The following is a 19,719-nucleotide window of genomic DNA, read 5'->3' as shown; positions in this document are numbered from 1 at the left end:
GCCGCCCGCCGATTTCCGGGCACACAGCCGCTCCCCGGGTAGGTCCGTGGGGGACCTCCCGGGGAGCGGCGAAAAAGAACTGGTTTCAACCGGTGTTCAGGCCTTGAGCGGGTGACGCGGGTCGCGGCGGGAACAGCGGCGACCGTACCGAAAGGTCACGGAGCGAGACGGAAAGAGACACGCAAACGCTCCGCGGAGACCACGGCGCCGACCCCGGCTCGACTCCACCGGAGTGACCCACCAGCAGCGACCCCCTCGCCGGACGGTGCTCCGGCGGGCGGACAGCCGACTCGTGCGATCCCGACGACGGTCACCGGCTCCTCGCCGACAGATGCGCGGCGAGCACCTCGCGGGCCCCGGACACCGGGGGAAACACACCCTGAACGGAGCCCCGGGCTGCCTATGCGCGTAACCGGTGTGCCCCGGGCCCCGCGGTCCCGAGCGCGGACCGCTCCCGGCCCACCGGTCAGGTCGCGAATACCCGGGCCAGGGCCGCGGACAGACATCCGGGCCCCGTCGGCGACACCCGTGCACCCAGATGGCCGTCCGGGCGCACGAGGAACGCGGTGCTTCCGTCGCTCACGTACCTTTCACGGAACTCTCCCCGCCCGTCCCGCAGCACTGCCAGCGGCAGTGCACCAGGATCGATCCGGTCCGCGAGCACGCAGCAGACGGCCAGCCTGCCATGCGCCAGACGGCCTGCCTCGTCCGCCAGTTCCCCCAAGCCCCGTGTTGCCTCGACGGAGTCCGCGTAGAGCAGCAGGACGTGGTCGCGTTCGCGGAGCACGTCGTACAGCCGGAGCGGGAAGGCCGCGATCGGGTCGAGCAGGCCGCCGCAGTCAGGCGCACGGTCGCCCGCGGCCGGGCCCGGTGCGGATGCCGAGGGCTCCACGATCGGGCTGTCCGGGTAGGCGATCAGCAACTGTGCCTCACGCACCATGACCGCCTCGGGTGCGTCCGGGTCGGCTTGCACTCCGTGCGCCGCCTGCCGCAGGGTGCGCACCACCACCTCCTCGCCGACCGGCCGGCGTTCGGCGTCGTAGCTCTCCAGCAGCTTCGGTTCCGCGTCGCCCGCCACCGCGAGCGCCAGCTTCCAGGCGAGGTTGCAGGCGTCCTGGATCCCGGTGTTCATGCCCTGGGCGCCGGTGGGCGGATGGATGTGTGCGGCATCGCCCGCAACGAACACCCGACCCTCTCCGTATCGGTCCACCAGACGGTGGCTGATGCGGAACACCGAGGACCAGCGCATGGCGGATGCCGTCGTCGACCGGGGCGACAGCCGGTCGATGACCTCCTGGATGTGCTCCAGACGCGGGGCGTGCCCCGCCTCGATGCCGTGGGCCACCGAGTCCAGCGCATCCCGCCCTCCCACTGTGGAGAGTTCCGGCGGCACACGCATCGACATGCGGTAGCGGCATCGGCCCGGCAGGGGGATGCAGACCAGTAGGTCGTCCACCTCACCCTCGGCGGTGCGGTGCATCGCCCGCAGGCTGTACCCGGGTGGCAGATCCCAGTCCACCTCCACGTCCGCGAGCATGTACTCCTCGGGCAGCGCGCCGCCCTCGAAGGAGAGCCCCAGCGCTTTGCGTACGATGCTGTGCGCGCCGTCGCACCCGACCAGGAAGCGGGAGCGGATCTCCGTCTCGGCTCCGGACGAGGTCACCAGCCGGCTGGTGACGCCGTCGGCGTCCTGCGTGAAGGAGACCAGTTCCGTGCCGCGTTCGACGTGCGTGCCGAAACAGATCAGCCGTTCCTCCAGGATGCGCTCGGTCTCGTACTGCGGAAGGCATGCGAAGCGGTACGGCACCTCCGGTGGCAGCGTCAACTCGATCCGCGCCTGTTCCTCGCCGTTCACATAGATCAGCTGGCCGAGCAGGGGAACAGCTGCGTCCAGGGCCGCCCGGTCCACGCCCATCCGCTCCCACAGTTCGAAGGTCCGCGGCTGGACCCCGACTGCCTTGGCGTACGGCAGCCGTTGCGGCAACCGGTCGACCAGCCGGCAGTCCACGCCACGCCTGCGCAGTTCGAGGGCGGCGGTCAGACCGACCGGGCCCGCTCCGGCGATCAGTACCTCGGTGTGTGTCATGCGCTCTCTCCCACCAGGCGCCCTGTCGAACGACCAGAGCCCCACCCGGCCCCGGCCGTGGTTCCAGCTCCACCGGCCTCGGCCCCCGGACCGCCACGGGTGTCCCCGGGCCCTTCCCGTCGCGCCCCGGGCCCTTCCGCGTTTCGCCTCCATCGTGGCCCCCTGAGCCCGGCCCGGCGACTCAGGGTCCACACGTTCGAGTGGCCGCGAGGGCGCGGCCGGGGCTTCGCCGTGCGCGGTGTTTCAGTCTGTGGCGCCCTGGATACACCGCGAGGGTTCGGCCCCCTGAGTCCGCGAGCCCGCGCATACCGTCGCAGTGAGGTCGTCATCATGTCCCATGCCCCGCCCCCCGCAGGACCGTCGAACCGCGCCCGGTCGGTGACGGGCCCCGTACCGGAGGCGGCCCCCGGTCCACGGCCCGCCGAGGGCCGGGCCGGTGCCGGGGGGACTGCCCTGGTCACGGGCGCCTCCTCCGGCATCGGCGCGGCCGTGGCCCGACGGCTGGCCGCCGACGGATGCTGGCGACTGGTGCTGAACGGGCGTGACGTCACCCGTCTGGAGCAGGTCGCCGCGCAGTCCCGTGCGCTGGCCCTGCCCGGCGACCTGACCCTGCCCGGCGCCGACCGCCGGCTCACCGACCTCACCCTGAAACATCTGGGACGGCTGGACCTGCTGGTGGCGGGCGCCGGTGTGGGCTGGGCCGGGGACTTCACCGGTATGCCCCCCGGCCGGATCGACGAGATCGTCGACGCCGATCTGACGGCCACCGTGCACCTGGTGCGCGCCCTGCTGCCGCACATGGTCGCAGCGGGATCGGGGCGCATCGTGCTCATCGGGTCCTTCGCGGGCAGCGTGGGGGTACGCGGCGAAGCCGTCTACTCCGCGGCGAAGGCCGCCCTGGCCGCCTTCGCCGACGCCTTGCGGTACGAGCTGCGTGATACCGGCGTGGGCATCAGTCATGTGATTCCCGGTGTGGTCGACACGCCCTTCTTCGACCGGCGCGGGGCCCCGTACACGAGAACATGGCCAAGACCGGTGCCCGCCGAGCGGGCGGCGGACGCGGTTCGGACCGCCGTCCTGCGGGGCAGGGACGAGGTGTACGTCCCGGGCTGGCTGCGCGTTCCCGCCCGGGTGCGCGGCGCCGCGCCCGGACTCTACCGGCGGCTCGCCGCTCGTTTCGGGTGAGCGGCCGTGCTTGCCGTAACGGTGGTGCTCGCCCTGCTCGCGGCCCTGTCCAACGCGACCGCTTCGGTCCTGCAGCGCCGGGCCGCCGTGCAGGAGCCGGACGAGGGCGGCGGCGCGGGATCCGCCGTACGGCGGTTCATCCGCCTGCTGCGCCGACCGTACTGGCTGGCGGGCGTCGGACTGCTGGCGGTGTCCGGCGTACTGCAGGCCGGGGCACTGGCCACGGGCAGTCTGTCCCTCGTCCAGCCACTGCTCACCGCCGAGTTGCTGTTCACTCTGGGGGTGGGCAGCCTCATCTTCCGTCGCCGCCCGGAGCGCAGGACCTGGCTGGCGTTCGTCGCCCTCGCCGCCGGGCTGGTCCTCTTCCTGTTGGCGGCTTCGCCCGCCGCCGGCCGGAGCACCGCGCTGCCCCGGGACTGGCTCATGGCCGGCGGCGGGGTGCTCGTCGCGGTGGTACTGCTCGTGGCGGTCGCCCATCCGCTGAAAGGCGCACCCAGAGCCGCGCTGCTCGGCCTCGCCTCCGCCGTCTGCTTCGCCACCACCGCGGCACTGCTCAAAGAGGCCGTGGGGCAGCTCGGGCAGGGGATCACGGTGATGTTCAGTCACTGGTCACCGTACGCCACGGCCTGCGTCGGGTTCGTCGCCTTCCTGCTGCTGCAGAGCGCGCTCGAAGCCGGGTCGCTCACGGCCTCTCAGCCCGCCCTCACCCTTGGTGACGCGCTCACCAGCGTCGTGCTCGGCTCGGTCTTGTTCGCCGAGTCGATCCACCTCGGACTGCGGGTGCTGCCGGAGCTGATCGGCATCGCACTGATCGGCATGGGCAGTGTCGGACTGGCCCACGTGGCGTCCATGGGCACGGAATGGGATGAGCCCGCAGGTGACCTCCCGCCGGGCGGCAGCGGTGAGCGGGCACAGACGGCCCGCGAGTACGGACCGGGCAGCGCGGAATCGCGCCGCACCGAAGAGGGCGGGTGAACCATGTCCGTCATGACCGGCCGCTTCTGGCCGGCCGCGGCAGCCCTACTGCCGGCCGCCGTCGCCGCGGTGCACATCGGTCCGGCGGCCACCTGGCTCCCCGGCGTGCGACGGCTGCTGTTTCCCGGTCTGTCCGGAGCCGGGCGGTCCGGGCACGTTGCGCTGACCTTCGACGACGGGCCGGACCCGGTGTCGACGCCGTATTTCCTCGACGTGCTGGACCGGCTCGGGGTGCGGGCGACGTTCTTCGTGCTCGGCGAGGAAGCGGTGCGCCACCCTGCGCTGGTCCGGGAGACGCACTGGCGTGGTCACGAACTCGCGGTACACGGCTGGACCCACGACCGACCCTGGCGGCCGTCCCCCGCCCGGGACCGGGAGGAGGTCGCCCGGACCGCGCAGGCCCTGTACGACCTCACCGGCCGGTACCCGCAGTGGTACCGCCCTCCGTACGGCATCCTCACCACAGGACGCTGGCTGGCAGCCCGGCGTGCCGGGCTGCGCACGGTGCTGTGGTCGGCGTGGGGCAAGGACTGGCGGGCCGATGCCACCCCGGCGTCCGTAGGGGCGCGGATCGCCATGGACCTGCTCGACGGCGGCACCGTCCTGCTCCACGATTCCGACCGCCACGCGGCTGCTGGCTGCTGGCACGCGGCGCTCGGCGCGCTCCCCGCGATCGTCGGTGAGTGCAGGGCGGCGGGACTGACGGTCGGCCCGCTCAGCGACCACACGCCGCTGGGCCACCGCACCACACGCCCGCCTTCCTCCCGAACGGTTGCGTCGCCTCCGGCCCCCAGCCGCTGACTCCCGCACCGCGTTGCCACCTCGGAGTCCGGTCCCACCCCGGCTGATCGTGCCGGGGTGTCGATCGGGTGCCCGGCCCGACGGGCGCGTCGCCGGGCACCGGGGCGCACCTGCGCGGTGGCGGAAGCCGGTGTTCGGACCGGCCGCCCCGACACCCGGCGGGGTTGCCGGACGGTTCACCGGCGGAGAACGCACTCCATCGGGTCGTCCCGGAAGAGCGCATGGCCACGGGCCACCCGGTTCGCACGCTCCCAGCTCGCCCGGGACAGCCGGTCGAGGGCCGCCAGCAGCGCGGGCCCGTCCGCGGCGAACTCCGACAACCCGAGCGCGTCCATGCGCCGTACCCCGTCCGTTCCGTGACCGGGCAGCGGACGGAACCCCACCACGGGCAGCCCGGCGGCCAAGGCCTGGACGGCTGTCTGGCCGGCGGCGTTGTCCAGCAGCGCGTAGGAGGCGGCCAACAGGCCGGGCATGTCGTCGACCCAGTCCAGAGCGATCGCCGACGCCACCCGGGACACCTGGGCGAGGAGCCGTTCGTTGCGACCGCACAGCACCACCGGAAGATAACCGGCCCCGACGAGCAGTCGGGCGGTGGCGGCCGGGTGGGACGCCGCCCCCCAGGCGCCCGCCGACAGCAGGACCGGCAGGCGTCCAGGAGCCCGCGCGGCGAAGCGCTCCTGCCAGTGTGTCGCTCCGGGGGGCGGTCTGAGGAACTCCGGTGCGACCACCGGGCCGGTCGTCACGACCGGCCGGCCCAGGGCCCGGCACACCTCGGACGCCGCTTCGTCCGTGAGGCACAGGTACCGGTCGTTGCCGGGATGCAGCCACTGCCGGTGCACGGCGAAGTCGAGCAGGAAGACGTCGCTCGGCACCGGTAGCGCGCCACGGGACCGCAGATCGCCGGTGAGTTGGGCGGCCAGGTGGAAGACGGACAGCACCACGTCGGCCTCCAGCCGGTCGACGAGCTCCAGCAGCCGACCGCCGGCGAGCCGGGCCAGTGGCACCCCGCTGGGGCGCGGCCAGGCGCCGCCGCGCAGGAACGCCCTGTAGATGCCCGCGTACATCCAGGGAAAGTGCCGTACCGAGGCCTGGTAGAAGCGACGCAGCCCGGTTCCCAGACCGTGCGGCAGCAGCCGCAGGACGTCGAAGACGTGCGGTTCGTGCCCGTGCACCGTGGCGCGGCGCGCGAGCTCCGCGGCGACCGTGTCGTGGCCGGCCCCCATGCTCGCACTCAGGATCAGCGGCCGCCGTCGGCGGCCGGGCTCGGGCTGTGGCGCGTGGGGCGCTGCGGCAGGAGTGTGCACGGGTTCCGATTCTCCGGCCACGCGGCCCGCAAACGGCTGAGTCGGCGCCCGTGTCGCCCCATTCGGTGGTCACGGGCCGTGCCGTCGCACCCGTGGGATGCAGCCATCCGGTCCTGCGGCGAGTTGCCCGGCCCATGCCGGGATGGATGAATCGGGGGAGAAGGGCGTGTGGGTGGCGAGCACGGGAGGAGCCGTGATGCGGTGGCGGCGCGGCCTGCACCGCGTTTGGCAGTGGCTCGAAGTCAGGGCACTGATCGAGCACGGTCGTGAGCTGGAGCTGATGCACCGGGCCATGGGCTTCGCCACGCTGGCCCTGGTGACGCTGGCACCGCTGCTGATCGTGGTCGCCGCGGCCGATCCCCTGGCACTCGGCGGTTTCGCCTCATGGCTCACCGACGGCATGGGGCTGTCGGGGAAGTCCGCCCATGAGATCACCGACGTCATCAGTCCCCCGCACAGCGTCATCGGCACCACCAGTGTCTGGGGCGGCGTCCTGCTCGCGGTCTTCGGCGTGGCCTTCGGCGGCAGCGTCCAGAACGCCTACGAACGGATCTGGGGCCTCACCTCCGGTCCCTGGCACCGGGTCTGGCGGCAGGCGACATGGCTGGTGGTCTTGACGGGATACCTCTACCAGGAGGTGGCAACCAAGACCGAGCTGTACGGTGGCCAGCGGATCTCGCTGTCCGCGGTGAGCGGTGTGTTGTTCTTCTGGTGGGGGCAGCGCTTCCTGCTGGGCGGCCAGGTCCACTGGCGTTCCCTGCTTCCGGGAGCGGTCGCCACCGTCGTCGGCCTGGCCGGGCTGCGGGCCTTCTCCTACCTGGTCTTCACCCCACTCATCGTCACCAACGCCCTCAGCTACGGTGCCGTGGGAACCGTACTGGTGGTCGAGTCCTGGCTCATCGGCGTCGGATTCGTCACCTACGGGGGTGCGCTGTTCGGGCGCTGGTTCTGCGAGCACCACTGGATGCCGTCGCACGACGACCGGGCTGACGGTACGAACCGCCGGTCGGGGGATGAGGAGGAGCCGGACTAGGGTCCGGCCCTGACGCACCGTTGATCCTTGCCGTGACGCCTCCGGCGGGCAGGGCGCGAGGCCGCGGATCGTCGCCGACGGCGAAGTGTGGTCGGCCCTGACGAGGGCGGCTGCGAAGTCCGGAGCGTGGCCGAGATCTCCGCGGCAGTCCGCCGCCGTCACCGTTTCCGACACCCGTACGAGGGGCTGCGAGTAGCAGTGGGTGGCGCGCATGCTGACGCTGGTGCCACCCCATGCCGCCGTACCGCACGATCGGGCGGCTGGCCCGCGCGGATCTAATACACGGCCAAGCCGGCGGTCAGCAGACCGCGCGGGATCCGGGCACGTGGCGGGTGCCGTGCTTCCCTGGCACGCGCGGAAGGGGCCGGTGCCGTACTCCTTGTGAGGGGCCGCGTCCTCCTGGGGGAGCCTGCCCGTCGAGGTTCGGGAACGCGGCGTCTTCCAGGGCGGCTTCAAGCGGTGCCGACGTGTGGTCGAGCCGGCTGGACGCGGGTGGTCGGCGGGCCGGTTGCCGCGTGGGGCCGGCGGAGAGGGCCGTCGTTCTCGGGCGTGGACGTCGCCCTGTGCGGGTGCGTGTTTCCGACCGGCTGACGCGGCACGCGGAGCACGTGGCCCCTGCGCCGTCATCGAGCGGAGCACATGGCCAATTCGCCGTCATCGAAGAGAAGTCGGGAAGCGGAAATGAACGTACCGCGCGGCCGGCCCGTACCTACGGCCATCCAGGCGCCCCGGACCGACTGCCTGAGAACAGGCAGACCCCGTCCCCCAGGAGGTCGAGAAGTTGAGTCACAAGCGAATGCCCAAGCGGAAGGCCGCGATTGCGGTGGGCGGGGTCGCGGCGCTCGGAGCAGCGGCCCTCCTGCTGCCCGACGCCAACGCCTCCCAGGGCGGGCACCAGGCGTCGGGCGCCGCCGGGACCGCGAAGACGATGAAGGCCACCGGCGCCTCAAACCTCGCTGTCCAACTGCAGAAGTCCCTCGGTGACGCCTACGCCGGGGCGTACTACGACAGCGGCAGGCGGCAGCTCGTCGTCAACGTGGTCAGCGGTGACGACAACGTCGTCGCCCAGGCGAAGGACGCCGGTGCGGTCGTCCGCCGGGTGAACCACAGCACTGCCGAACTGAAGGCCGCCGCACGGACACTGAAGAGCAGGGCGACGATGCCCGGCACCTCCTGGGCCATCGACCCGCGCACCGACAAGATCCTCGTCACTGCCGACTCCACCGTCACCGGTTCCCGTTGGGGCACACTGCAGTCGACGGTACGCGATCTCGGTTCCGACATGGCGGTCCTGAAGAAGTCCGCCGGCACCTTCAAGACCTTCGTCTCGGGTGGCGACGCCATCTTCTCTCAGGTGCAGGGTGGCAACATCCGTTGCTCCCTCGGCTTCAACGTCACGGCATCCGACGGCAGTCCGGCATTCCTGACGGCTGGTCACTGCGGGGTCGCGGCCAAGGACTGGTCAGATTCCCAGAACGGCGGGCCGGTCGCCACCGTCGACCAGGCCACCTTCCCGGGCAACGACTTCTCCCTGGTGAAGTACAACGACCCGACCACACAGGCGCCGAGCGAGGTCAACATCGGAGGCGGCCGGACCGTACAGATCAACCAAGCCGCGGACGCCACCGTAGGCGCGACCGTGTTCCGTATGGGGTCCACCACCGGGCTGCACGACGGCCAGGTCACCGGCCTCGACGCCACCGTCAACTTCCAGAGCGAGACGAACCCGAACGGCGTCGACACCGTCACCGGTCTCATCCAGACGAACGTCTGCGCGGAGCCTGGTGACAGCGGGGGCTCCCTGTTCACCCAGGACGGCAGCGCCGTCGGCCTCACCTCCGGCGGCAGCGGCGACTGTACCAATGGCGGCGAGACCTTCTTCCAGCCCGTCACCGCTGCCCTGCAGGCCACCGGTGCGACCCTCGGTCAGGGCGGCAACGGCGGCGGTGCCAATGACGGCAACGCCGGCAACGCCGGCAACGGTGCCCATGCCACGGGTGGCCAGGCGGGCGCCCAATCGGGTGCGGGGGGCGACGGGGTCGGCGGTGGCACCGATCCGAACGCTTCGGCAGGCAACCCCGCTGGTAACGGGTCCGCAGATGACGGGTCGTCCCTCACCGAAACCCGCTGAGGCAGACCCGGTCACTCGAACCCCCGGCCGATCTCACCGCGGTTCCGGTCGGCCGGGACTGGTCCGGCCCTCCGGCGGGAGGGCCGGACCGCAGCCGCGCCCGTCAGCGGTCACCGCGTGCCCGCAGCAGCAGCACCGCTACGTCGTCCAGCCGCTCTCGGGCCGCCGCACTGTGCCGGAGGATGTCGTCCGCCAGGCTCTCCAAGGGCTGGTCCCCGATCTCCGAGAGCAGCCCGCACAGATCGACCAACGCGTCCTCGATGTCGATGCCGGGGGACTCCACCAGCCCGTCGGTGTAGAGGACGAGGGCCGAACCTGGAGTGAGGGACACCTCGGTGGTCGGATAGACCGCCGACGCGTCGATCCCCAGGAGCGGTCCCCCGGCCAGGTCTAGTACCCGTACTCGTCCGTCCGGTCGGCGCAGCAGCGGTGGCGGATGCCCGGCGCGCGCCATGACGGCACGCCCACGTGCCGGGTCCAGCCGCAGATAGAGGCAGCTGGCGAAGAGCTCCGCGCCGAGGTCGATCAGCAGCCGGTTGGTGCTGCTCATGACCTCGTGCGGCGCCTGGCCCACCGTGGTGTATGCGCGTACCCCGGTGCGGATCTGGCCCATCAGACCCGCCGCCGTCACATTGTGCCCCTGAACATCCCCGATCACCGCCGCCGCCAACGGCCCGGTGGGCACCACGTCGTAGAAGTCGCCGCCGATCTCCATGCCATGGGTGGCCGGCAGATACCGGGCGGCCGTCTCGACGCCCGGCAGCGGCACCAGCGAGTGGGGTAGGAGCACTTGTTGCAGGCCGTGTGCCAACCGGTGTTTGGCGTCGTAGAGAAGGGCGCGTTCCAGGGCCTGTGCGATCAGTCCGCCCAACGATGTGAGCACGGCCCGCTCGTCGGCGGGGAAGGCATGTGGTTCCGCATACGCCAGCACACAGGTACCCACCGGACGCCCGGATGCGATCAGCGGTAGATAGGCCCAGGCCGTGAAGCCGTCCGGAGTCTCTCGCCGGTTCGGGTAAAGCCGTTCCAGTTGTCCCCGCGACTCGAAGAAGGCGGGCACCCCGGTGCTCAGGGCCTGGGTGCCCGGAGTGCGTTCGGTCAGCGGCAGCCCGTCGAACCGCTCCACGACGTGTGGGGCCGGATATCCCCGGTGCCCCAGCACGTGCAGCCGGCCGGCTTGCGATCCCAGAACCGCCAACGCCTGGCTGCCGACCGCCGGGGCCACTTCTTCCCAGACCAGTTGGACCACGTCCTGCACCCCCACCGCCTCGGTCAGCGCGCTCGCCAAGCTCAGCACCTGGGAGATCGTCACCAGCCGGGACGGGTTCGAGTCCGACTGCGCCGCCCCACGCGTCATCTCCGCAACCGGTCGGGCCAGGCTGACCCGCAGGCTCAGCCCGGTCGTGCTCGGATAGAGACGGAACGACAGCCATTCGCCCGGCGGGCGCAGGGCCACGAACGAAGTCACCTGCTGGCTGATCAGTGCGGCCCGATAACGGTCCTCGTACATCGGGTCGTTCAGCCAGGGCACCGACACCCAGGGCAGGGTGCCGAGCAGTTCTCCGGCGGGTCTGCCGAGCAGTTCGGCAGCCGCCGCGTTCACGAAGCCGATCCTGCCATGCAGATCCAGTGACACCAGTCCATAGGGCAGTCGGGACACCATGCGCGCAGCCTCGATTGACCCCAGCGTGTCCGCCACGCCCGACACGGGTGAGGCGAGGACGTCGGCCTCACGACCGACCGGCCGGTTTTCCTCGGCGGCCCGCTCCAGCCGCAGCGCCAGCCGGTCGCAGGCCGCCGTCAGATGGTCGCGCTCGTGGTCGGACAGCTCCGGCGGATGAGCGCCGGGCCAGGTGACGAACACCGCGCCGTACACCGCGTGCCCCGTTGCCACGGGCATCGCGGCCAGCGCGAACGGGTACGGCAGGACCACCGAGATCCGCGGATAGCGAAGGGCCATCTCCTCCTCACCGCCCACCCACACCAGTTGCCGTCGGCGTACCGCGTCGGCTACCGGGATCGGCGCGTTCAGCCCGACGCGCTCCCACGGCGCGGCGAATGCCCTGGGCATGCCCGCCATCACCGCCATCTCCAGGACCGGCTCGTCGGGCCTGAGTAGATACACCGCGCCGGAGTGCGCACCCACCTCCTCGACCATCGAGACCAGTGCGAGCGACAGCATCGGTTGGCGCGCCGATGCTCCGCCGGCCGCCGACGCTCGTCCCGGCCCTGGCCCGTCGGACACGCTGACCACCTCCTCGTACGGCCGCGCGTCATATCCCCAGGTCAAGACTCTCCCGTGCCGCCGCCTCGCGCACGGCGAACGCCCCGCGCGCCCGGCGGAACCCGGTGACCTCCGTGTGTGCACCTTTCTGGAAATGTGCGCGAGTACCCCATGTGCCGAGACCCACCCCTGAGAGCCGATGCGCGAGGTGCGCACGCATGAGCCGTGTGCGCCCCCGCGCACCTTGATGGCCGATTCTTCTCGGCCCGCAAACAAGGGTCCGGCCCAAGAATAGGCACGCGCTTTCCACGCCCGGGCTGACGGGACCCGTGGACTGTGAAAGCAAGGACTGGAACGACGTACGGTGACCATCCGAAGGGGGCGGGGGAGTGATCCGGGTACTCCTGGTGCACGAAGAGAGTCTGTTGCGATCGGTTCTGGCGGAGTGGCTACGCCGGGAACCCGGGCTGGACGTGGACGACACGCCATGGTGGGGCGCAGCCGCGCGGATCAGGTCCTTATGCCCGGACGTCTGCGCGGCGGATCTGGACTGTTCCGACGGCCACGGGGTGCCACCGCTCGGGGACCTGTGTCCCTCCGGCACGGGTGGGCCGCCGGCGCTCGTGGTGCTGGCGCACGCGAGCCGGCCGGGCTTGCTGAAGCGGGCAGCCGAGGCGGGTGCGCTGGGCTTCGTCGACAAGGCCGGCTCGCCAGACCGGCTGGTCCGTGCCATTCGGAGCGTTGCTTCGAGGGAACGTTTCATCGATGCCTCGCTCGGATTTGGCTTCCTCAAGGCGGCCCAGATGCCGCTGACCAGGCGCGAACTGAGCGTGTTGTCCCTCGCGGCGGCCGGCGCGTCCATCGCGGAAATCGCCGGAAGCCTGCATCTGTCCCACGGCACGGTCCGCAACTACATGGCGTCCATCACCCGTAAGACCGGCGCGCGCAACCGGATCGATGCGATCCGGATATCCCGCGGGGAGGGATGGGTGTGACCGGACCCGTCCCGCCGGTCAGGTGACCGAGCCGTCCGCGAACCGTGGATGTGGGTACGGGACCGGGAGTTGCTCACCTTCGTCCAGGACACGCCCGCCCCCGGACCGGCAGCATGAACGGTCGGACAAGACCTAACCGAGCAGGGGGGCCCGGCGTGTCGTCCAGCCACCGGCCAGGTCCCGGTACAGGGCCGAGGTCCGCAGCAACTCCTTGTGTGTGCCACAGACGGTGCGCGCCCCGTCCATCACCAGAATGCGGTCGGCGCGCCGCGCCGAGCTGATCCGGTGGGCGACGACCACCAGGGTGCCTCCAGGGCGTGTCGCGAAAGCCCGTTCTGCGCGTGCCTCGGACTCCGGGTCGAGATGGCAGGTGGCCTCGTCGAGCAGTGCCAGCGGGGCGGGTGACAGATAGGCCCGGGTCAGCGCGATCAGCTGTCGTTCGCCCGCCGAGAGCGCCGCCGGATCGACCCGGCCGCCGGGCCCGCCCGACGCCTTCAGGAGCGCGGTCAGCCCGACCCTCTCTGCCGCCGCCAGCAGCTCCGCCTCCGGCACCGGGGCCGGACGGAAGAGCGCCAGGTTCTCGGCCAGGGTGCCGCCATGGACGTACGCCTCCTGCGGGATCAGGACCCGTGACGCGGCTGCCTCCGGTGTCGGCACGGCATACCCGTACACCCGCACCGAGCCGTTGCCCGGTCGCAGCAGCCCGGCGACCAGAGCGGTGAGCGTCGATTTCCCGATTCCGCTCGGTCCCACGACGGCCAGGTGCCCGCCCGGTGGGACGACGAGGTCCAGCCCGTCCAGGACGGGCTCGCTCGCGGGGCCGTAGGCGAAGCTGACAGCGGCGAGACTGAGCGCGGGCACGCCGGAACAGCGGGACGCCGGGGTGTGCGACGCGGCCCAGGCCGGCGGCTCTGCGGGTAACGGATGAGCGGCCGGAGGACGGACGGCCACAAGCCGCTCGTCCGACCGCTGTCCGGCCGGTGCTCGCCCGGCCGGGAGCCGTTCGTCGGGCGATGGCGCGGCCGGCGGTGCTCCGGCATACGGCCGGGCGGCCAGCTGCTCCCCGGCGGGTGGTGTGATCAGGCGGCGCAGGACGACCGTGAGGCGGGCGCCGCCGGTACCCAGACCGTGGACGAGGTTCTGCAGGGCCGGCAGCAGGGACTGGGTGACGTAGGCGAGTGCACCCAGCAGCCCGCCCGGCGTGACGCCACGCCCCAGCAGCCACGGCGCCGTGGCGAGCAGCAGTACCACGGGCAGCTGACCTCCCACCGCCATGGCGGCCACGCGGGCCACGCTCCAGCGGGCCAGCGCCTGGGCGGCCCGCAGTTCCGCCTCGGTCCGTTCCCCGACGCCGGCCGCGACGAGTGCCTCGGCACCGGCCGCCGTGACGTCCCGCAGCCCGGGGCACACCACGCCCAGTTCCGCGGCGAGTGCCTCGTCTGCGGCGAGGAAGGCTTCCTGGCGGCGGGCCAGTGGCCGGAGCGTCGCTGCGAACACCGCCACACCGGCCAGCAACGGCGGTAGGACCACCGCCAGCAGCAGCGGAGCCAACGAGAAGAGGCCGATCAAAGCCCCGGCGGCGGTGAACAGGAACGAGCGGGAGACCATCACCAGACCGGCGAGCGCGTCCCGGGCGATCTCCACCTGCTGGGTCAGTCCGGACAGTGCCCCCGCGTCCGCCTCCCGGACCCCGCGCGCGACCACCGAGACGACCAGCCGGTCCCGGACCGGCTCCACCAGCGAGGCAACCACGCCGTACACCCGTCCCGTCCCGTACGCTCCGGCCCCCACTGCGAGCCCCGCGGCCGTCAGCCACCACAGGCCCGCCGCTGCGTCCCCGGCCAGGAAACCGGCGTCGAGTGCCTGCGCCAGGGCGTATCCGAGGACGAACGTCTGGCCCGCCTCCAGCACGGACCAGGCTGCCAGCCGGACCAGCACCCACGGACGCGGACGCAGGAACCGCCACACGTGGTTTCGCATGTCCATCAGCCTCGGGCCTCCGCTTCGGTCCCGACCCGTCCGGCGCCACCAGCGGCCTCGGTGTCCGCCCCGAACACCGCGCGGTACTCCGGGTCCCGCCACAGCTCACGGTGCGGCCCCAGCGCCCGCACCCGGCCGCCGTCCAGCCAGGCCACCAGGTCCGCACGGGCGGCCGTCGCCGCGCGGTGGGCGACCAACAGACGGGTCGGTCCCAGGCCCGGAGCCAGCAGGGACTGGGCGATCTGGTGCTCAGTGACCGTGTCGAGACTGGAGAGGGCGTCGTCGAGGATCAGCAGCCGGCCGCCGTGCGCGAAGGCGCGGGCGAGGCCGAGGCGCTGGGACTCGCCGCCGGAGCGGGGGGCGTCGGCGCAGCGGGTCGCGTAGCCGTGGGGCAGCCGGCGGACGAAGCCGTCGGCGCGGGCCGTGCGGGCGGCCGAGCGCACCTCAGCGGCGCAGGGGGTGGTGAGCCCGAAGGCGATGGCGTCCGCGACCGTCGTACCGAGCAGGGCGGGGCGCTCGAAGGCGTAGGTGACGGCATGGCGCAGGTCGGCATGCGCGAGGTCGCGCAGCGGGACGCCGTCCAGGAGGACCTCACCCGCGTCCGGGTCACAGAGCCGACCGGCCACCTCCGCAAGCAGGGACTTTCCGGTGCCGGAGCGGCCGACGACGGCCAGGGCCGTGCCCCCCGGGACGACGAGGTCGACCCCGTCGAGGACGGTTCGGGCGCCCCTGCGGGCGGTGACCTCCCGCAGCTCCAGCCGCCCGGGCCCGGGCGGCAGGCTCTGGGTACCGTGTGCCGGTACCGGCTCGGCCCGTACCTCCGCGAGCCGCCCCAGCGCCGCGCGCGCTCGGCCGAGCGCGGCCAGCTGTCCGACCAGTTCGCCGATGCCGGTCGCGAGCACCGCGTACCGGGACGCGGCCAGAACCTCGCCCACCGACAGTCGGTGTCGGACGAGGAGCAGTCCGGCCACCGCCAGCACACCCAGGTTCAGCAGCGGTGCCACCGTGACCGCCTGCGCGGCGGCCCGCCCTTGCACCCGCCACATGCGGTGCCCTGCGGTGGACAGTTCGGGCAGCGGTGCGAGGATCCGCTCTGTCTCGCGTTCCTCGGCGCCCGCCGCACGGATGGTACGGAAACCGCCGATCGCCTCGGTGAGGGTCGTAGCGATTTCCCCCTGCACACGCTGGTAGTCGGCAGCACAGGCTGACGTGTCGCGGGCGAAGGCGCGCAGCAGGAGGGCCAGGACCGGTGCCCCGGCCAGGAACACGGCCGCCAGCCACGGGTCGATGAGGCCGAGCGCCACCACTCCGCCGATGGGGCCGGCAAGCGCGGCGAGCAGCGCGGTCAGTGCGCCCGGCGCGGTGCCGGCCTGCGCAGCGCCGCCTACCAGCCGTGCCACCAGTTCCCCGGAGCCGAAACGGGCCACCGCGCGCGGGCCCAGCGCCAGGACGTGTCCGGTCAGGTGGCGGCGCAGCCACGCCGTGGCCCGCGCGTCCGTCGTCCCGGTCAGGACCCCCGTACAACCGTCCAGCAAGGCGATCAGCACGACGACACCGGTGCAGCAGGCCACCCAGCGCACCGCCGGAACACCTGCCAGCAACAGGTCCAGAGTGTGGCCGAGCAGGGCGGGCAGTACCAGACCGGCCGCCGTGGTGGCCGTGCTCACTGCGCACAGCGCGGCGCATCGGGCGCCCGTGTGGCGCAGCACCGCACGCGACAGTGCAGCGCCGGTCGGGGGAGGGGAAGGGGGGCCGTCGGAGCTCGGGATCATCGGCTGCGACCTCGCTCGGGTCGGACGGGAACGGGCTCGGATCGGAAGTGGCCGGGTACGGGTGGGTGGGCGGACGACGGGAGCGGGCCACCGGCGGGACAGGGGGCCGGGCGGGTAACGGAAGCGCCATCGGGTGGTGGACGCGTACCGGGCGACCGGAACGGGAAGGCTCCGGACGGCTCCCCCCACGCGTGGAGGGAGCCGCCCGGAGCCGTGTAGCCGCCGACTCGGTCAGACGCAGAGCAGAACGCTCGTGGTCGAGACGCAGGACAGCAGGCTGGCCGTGCTCGCAGCGGCGGTGGTGATGTCTTCGGACTCAAGGGCCTGCAGGTCGAGAAGTGCCATGGTTGGGTTTCCTTTCCCATATGTTGGGGACGGGGTTGTGCCACGACTCCGTCAGGTCACGGAGCCGCGTATGTGGGCCGCTGGTGGCGGCGGGAGGAAAGGCAGGTGCGCGGTGCGCTCGGCGCCGCGGGCCGCGGCGAGCGCGAGCAGGCAGCCTGCCGTACCGGTGGCGAGGTCCATGGAAAGCCGCATCATCTGGTGGCCGGGAAAGGCCAGTTGGCCCTGGTACGACATCGCGAACCAGCCGAGCCCGGCGATCTGCTGCTCCAGCCGTTCCGGGGTGGCACCCGGGGCGGAGCTGCGGGCGAGGTGCAGGATCATTCCGGCGCGGCCCTGGAAGAGGCCGGGCTGGGCGTAGAAGCGGGAGGTGGCGGCGGTGACGATGCCCGAGCGTGCCCGCTGGAACTCCTCCATGTCACTGGCTGTGCCGGGTGGCGCCGGCTCCCGGCCGTCGTCCGCAGTCCGGGTGGGGCTCCCGGAGCCCTCGCCGGTGGCGTCCACCTGTGCCAGGTAGTCGTCGAGGACCAGCCCGATCCCCGCACTGCCGTCGCCCAGGTAGGGCAGCGTTCGCCAGCCCTCGTCCACCTCCAGGCCGCCGCCTGCCTGCTGCACCACACAGCAGGCCAGGTCACGGCGGAGTGCCTCGGCCGCTGCGCTCAGGAATCGGGCCTCGCCGGTCTGCTCGTACCATCTGAGCAGGAACAGCGCGGGCCCGGTCGCGCCGCGCAGCAGCCCGGCGCGTCGTCGGGTGTCCGGTAGCGGTTCGCCGAGGCGTCGTACGAGGATGTCGGCGGCCTCGGCGGCGTGTCGTCGCAGGTCCGGCTCGCCGGTTGTGTCCGCGAGCCGGCCGAGGACCAAGCCGAGCCCGGCGAGCCCGCCTTTCAGATCGGAGGCAAGGTTCCGCCAGTTCTCCTGCAGGATGCCGGCTATCAGGTCCAGCGCCCGCTGCCGGTGGCCCAGCTGGTCCAGGACCAGGGCCACGCCCGCGAGGCCGTCGTACAGGCCGAGCGGGGAACCAGGCGGTGGAGGGGCGGTGTGGTGCAGCAGCCACTGCTCGCCCTCGTCGTACCGGTCGGCTCCGGAGGCCTCCAGTGCGTACAGCACCCCGGCCGCGCCGTGGGCCAGTCCGAGGCCGCCGCCGTCGGAGAACTGGGCGATGTCGCCGGGGAAGAGCCGGTCGTCGCGTTCCGGGGTGGCGGAGGCGAGGACGGCCTTCACCATGGAGTCCCGGCTGTAGGGCCAGTCGCCCGGCACCACCGGCGGGGCGGTCCTACCGTGCCGTCCGGCCCCCGGCGGGTCGGTGCCGTCCCCGGTCCGCGCCGCGTCCGGATCACGGGTGATCTCCGTGACCGCCTCGTCCAGAAAGCTGCGCGGCACGTCCGGAAACTGCTCGGCTATCACTTCGGCGAGATGCGCGGCCTTGCCGCGGTCCACGACGAACAGGGTCGTCACCGGGAGGAACAGGGCCATGCGCAGACAGGCCAGCGCATAGAGGTCGACGTCCGTTCCGCGGCGGTCCGGCGGGGCGAAGAAGCCGGGATGGGCGACGACCTGCCGGGCGTTGTCCTCGGCGGGTGCGGCGGCCTCGAAGTCGATGAGGTACACCGACTCCTCGTCCGGGGTCACCATGATGTTGAAGACGTGCAGGTCGTTGATGGCGAGCCCGCGCTCGTGCACCGCCGCGACCGCCCGCTCCACCGCGGCGTGGATGCGTAGTGCCCACGCCGTGTACGCGGCGACCTTCTCCGGGCTGGGGTCGGGGGTGAGCAGCGGGTGCCGTTTGGCGAAGAACGAGTTGAGCGGGCTGCCCTCGATGAAGTCCATGACCAGGAACCGGTGGTCGCCCAGTGTGAACCAGTCCCGCACCTCGGGGACCACACCGGTCCCGGCGGCCCGCTCCAGCGCGGCCTTCTCCCGTTCCAACCGGACCACCGCATCCGCGCGATCGGCGGCCAGCCCTGCGTGCGGCCGGGCTTCCTTCAGCGCAACCCGGCGCCCGTTACGGGTGTCAGTGCCGGCGTATACGCCGCCGCCGTTGGAGAAGTGCAGCGCCTTCTCGATGCGGTACGGCAGCTCGCCGGTCGTCGTGGTGTTGCGGGCGTCCAGGTGCGGCTGCAGGAATTCCGGCAGCGTCACCCAGTCCGGCACGTGGAAGGACGGCGCCCGCCGGTCCGGAACCAGCCGCCCCGAGCCGTCGGCCACCGCGGGCACGAGCGAGCCGCGTTCATCGACCACGTACCGGCGGGCGAAGGCTCCGTAGCGGACGTAGAGCGGGCCGTCGTACCAGCGCAGGTCGGTGAGGATGTACGGCCCCTCCAGTCCCGCCAGCAACTCGCCCAGTTCGTCCAGGGTCCGCTGCAACTGCTCTTCGTCGGACGGGTAGATCGTCACGAACTTGCCGCTGGTGTCGCGGCCCGCGTACTTGGCGTTGCGCAGGTGCAGCAGGTGCGGGCCCGGTACGAACTTGAAGGGGATGCGGCGGGGCACGCAGTAGTCCCACACCGTCCGGGCAATCTGCTCGGCGTTCGCCGCGGTGGCCGAGGAATGGATCTTCCATCCCTGGGCGGGTGACGGGAGCGGTGTGCCATCGGTGTCGAGCGGTGTGAGCATGAGCCAGTCGCCGGTGCGCGCCGCGTGCCAGCCCTCCGGAACGGTGCGACACGCCGTTTCGAGCAGCGGCGCGGGGTGCTCGCGGCCGTCGGCCGAGAACCGGTCGGGCGTGTCGTAGAAGTGCCTGTCGGCGAGCGCGTACACCTCGTAGCGCTTGTCCATGCGCCCCCCATCCCTCTTCGCTGGCTGACGCTTAGACACTCGCAGGTTTCGGCTGGTCGCGGAAAGTAACGACTGTCATGAGAGTGCTGTGCGGAACTCACAGGTCAACATGTGTC

The 19,719-nt window shown here is 72.2% G+C and carries 13 protein-coding genes; 6 read left to right on the top strand and 7 right to left on the bottom strand.

Translation table 11 applies throughout. The features are described from left to right. Positions 1–466 precede the first annotated feature (466 nt). A complete protein-coding gene (locus LK06_RS01065) occupies positions 467–2,086 on the bottom strand; it encodes an FAD-dependent monooxygenase (protein WP_043435075.1) in 1,620 nt (539 codons plus the stop codon). A 330-nt stretch (positions 2,087–2,416) separates the two neighbouring features. Between LK06_RS01065 and LK06_RS01060 the strand changes: the two genes are divergently transcribed. The 3 genes from LK06_RS01060 to LK06_RS01050 are packed head-to-tail and all read left to right on the top strand — an operon-like array spanning position 2,417 to position 5,047. Beyond that, positions 2,417–3,271 (top strand): SDR family NAD(P)-dependent oxidoreductase, encoded by an 855-nt coding sequence (locus LK06_RS01060; protein WP_043405440.1) that lies wholly within the window; start codon positions 2,417–2,419, stop codon positions 3,269–3,271. A gap of 6 nt (positions 3,272–3,277) precedes the next feature. Next, positions 3,278–4,246: a DMT family transporter gene (locus LK06_RS01055; RefSeq protein WP_052269792.1), complete on the top strand. Its 969-nt coding sequence runs from the start codon at positions 3,278–3,280 to the stop codon at positions 4,244–4,246. 3 nt (positions 4,247–4,249) lie between these two features. Then, positions 4,250–5,047: a polysaccharide deacetylase family protein gene (locus tag LK06_RS01050; RefSeq protein ID WP_078859033.1), complete on the top strand. Its 798-nt coding sequence runs from the start codon at positions 4,250–4,252 to the stop codon at positions 5,045–5,047. Positions 5,048–5,223: 176 nt separating this feature from the next. Here LK06_RS01050 and LK06_RS01045 read toward each other — a convergent pair whose 3' ends face one another. Continuing rightward, entirely contained in the window at positions 5,224–6,270 is a 1,047-nt protein-coding gene (locus LK06_RS01045) for an MGDG synthase family glycosyltransferase (RefSeq protein WP_052269794.1), read from the bottom strand. Positions 6,271–6,547: 277 nt separating this feature from the next. On the opposite strand from LK06_RS01045, the gene LK06_RS01040 reads away from it, so the two are divergent. Continuing rightward, a complete protein-coding gene (locus tag LK06_RS01040; RefSeq protein WP_052269795.1) occupies positions 6,548–7,384 on the top strand; it encodes a ribonuclease BN in 837 nt (278 codons plus the stop codon). 796 nt (positions 7,385–8,180) lie between these two features. Continuing rightward, the gene (locus LK06_RS01035) at positions 8,181–9,515 is read left to right on the top strand and encodes a S1 family peptidase (RefSeq protein ID WP_039650127.1); all 1,335 of its coding nucleotides are present in this window, start codon (positions 8,181–8,183) and stop codon (positions 9,513–9,515) included. A 103-nt stretch (positions 9,516–9,618) separates the two neighbouring features. Here LK06_RS01035 and LK06_RS01030 read toward each other — a convergent pair whose 3' ends face one another. Then, positions 9,619–11,760 carry a SpoIIE family protein phosphatase gene (locus LK06_RS01030; RefSeq protein ID WP_043435107.1) on the bottom strand — a complete coding sequence of 714 codons (2,142 nt, stop codon included), beginning with the start codon at positions 11,758–11,760 and terminating at the stop codon, positions 9,619–9,621. 368 nt (positions 11,761–12,128) lie between these two features. Between LK06_RS01030 and LK06_RS01025 the strand changes: the two genes are divergently transcribed. Then, complete coding sequence (locus LK06_RS01025) at positions 12,129–12,734, top strand: response regulator transcription factor (RefSeq protein WP_039650129.1); 606 nt, start codon at positions 12,129–12,131, stop codon at positions 12,732–12,734. 132 nt (positions 12,735–12,866) lie between these two features. Here LK06_RS01025 and LK06_RS01020 read toward each other — a convergent pair whose 3' ends face one another. The 4 genes from LK06_RS01020 to lanKC all read right to left on the bottom strand — a co-directional run bounded on the left by LK06_RS01020 (position 12,867) and on the right by lanKC (position 19,603). After that, positions 12,867–14,714, bottom strand: a complete 1,848-nt coding sequence (locus tag LK06_RS01020) for an ATP-binding cassette domain-containing protein (protein WP_052319036.1) — start codon at positions 14,712–14,714, stop codon at positions 12,867–12,869. A gap of 5 nt (positions 14,715–14,719) precedes the next feature. Next, on the bottom strand, positions 14,720–16,486 hold the full coding sequence (locus LK06_RS01015) for an ABC transporter ATP-binding protein (RefSeq protein ID WP_043435080.1): 1,767 nt from the start codon (positions 16,484–16,486) through the stop codon (positions 14,720–14,722). A 231-nt stretch (positions 16,487–16,717) separates the two neighbouring features. Further along, positions 16,718–16,831 (bottom strand): SapB/AmfS family lanthipeptide, encoded by a 114-nt coding sequence (locus LK06_RS01010; RefSeq protein WP_039650133.1) that lies wholly within the window; start codon positions 16,829–16,831, stop codon positions 16,718–16,720. 51 nt (positions 16,832–16,882) lie between these two features. Beyond that, a complete protein-coding gene (gene lanKC / locus LK06_RS01005; protein ID WP_043405434.1) occupies positions 16,883–19,603 on the bottom strand; it encodes a class III lanthionine synthetase LanKC in 2,721 nt (906 codons plus the stop codon). Between the last annotated feature and the right edge of the window lie 116 nt (positions 19,604–19,719).

It is taken from the genome of Streptomyces pluripotens (genome assembly GCF_000802245.2).
Classification (GTDB): domain Bacteria; phylum Actinomycetota; class Actinomycetes; order Streptomycetales; family Streptomycetaceae; genus Streptomyces; species Streptomyces pluripotens.
Note: the sequence above shows the minus strand (reverse complement) of the source record. Positions and strands in the feature narration are given on the sequence as shown.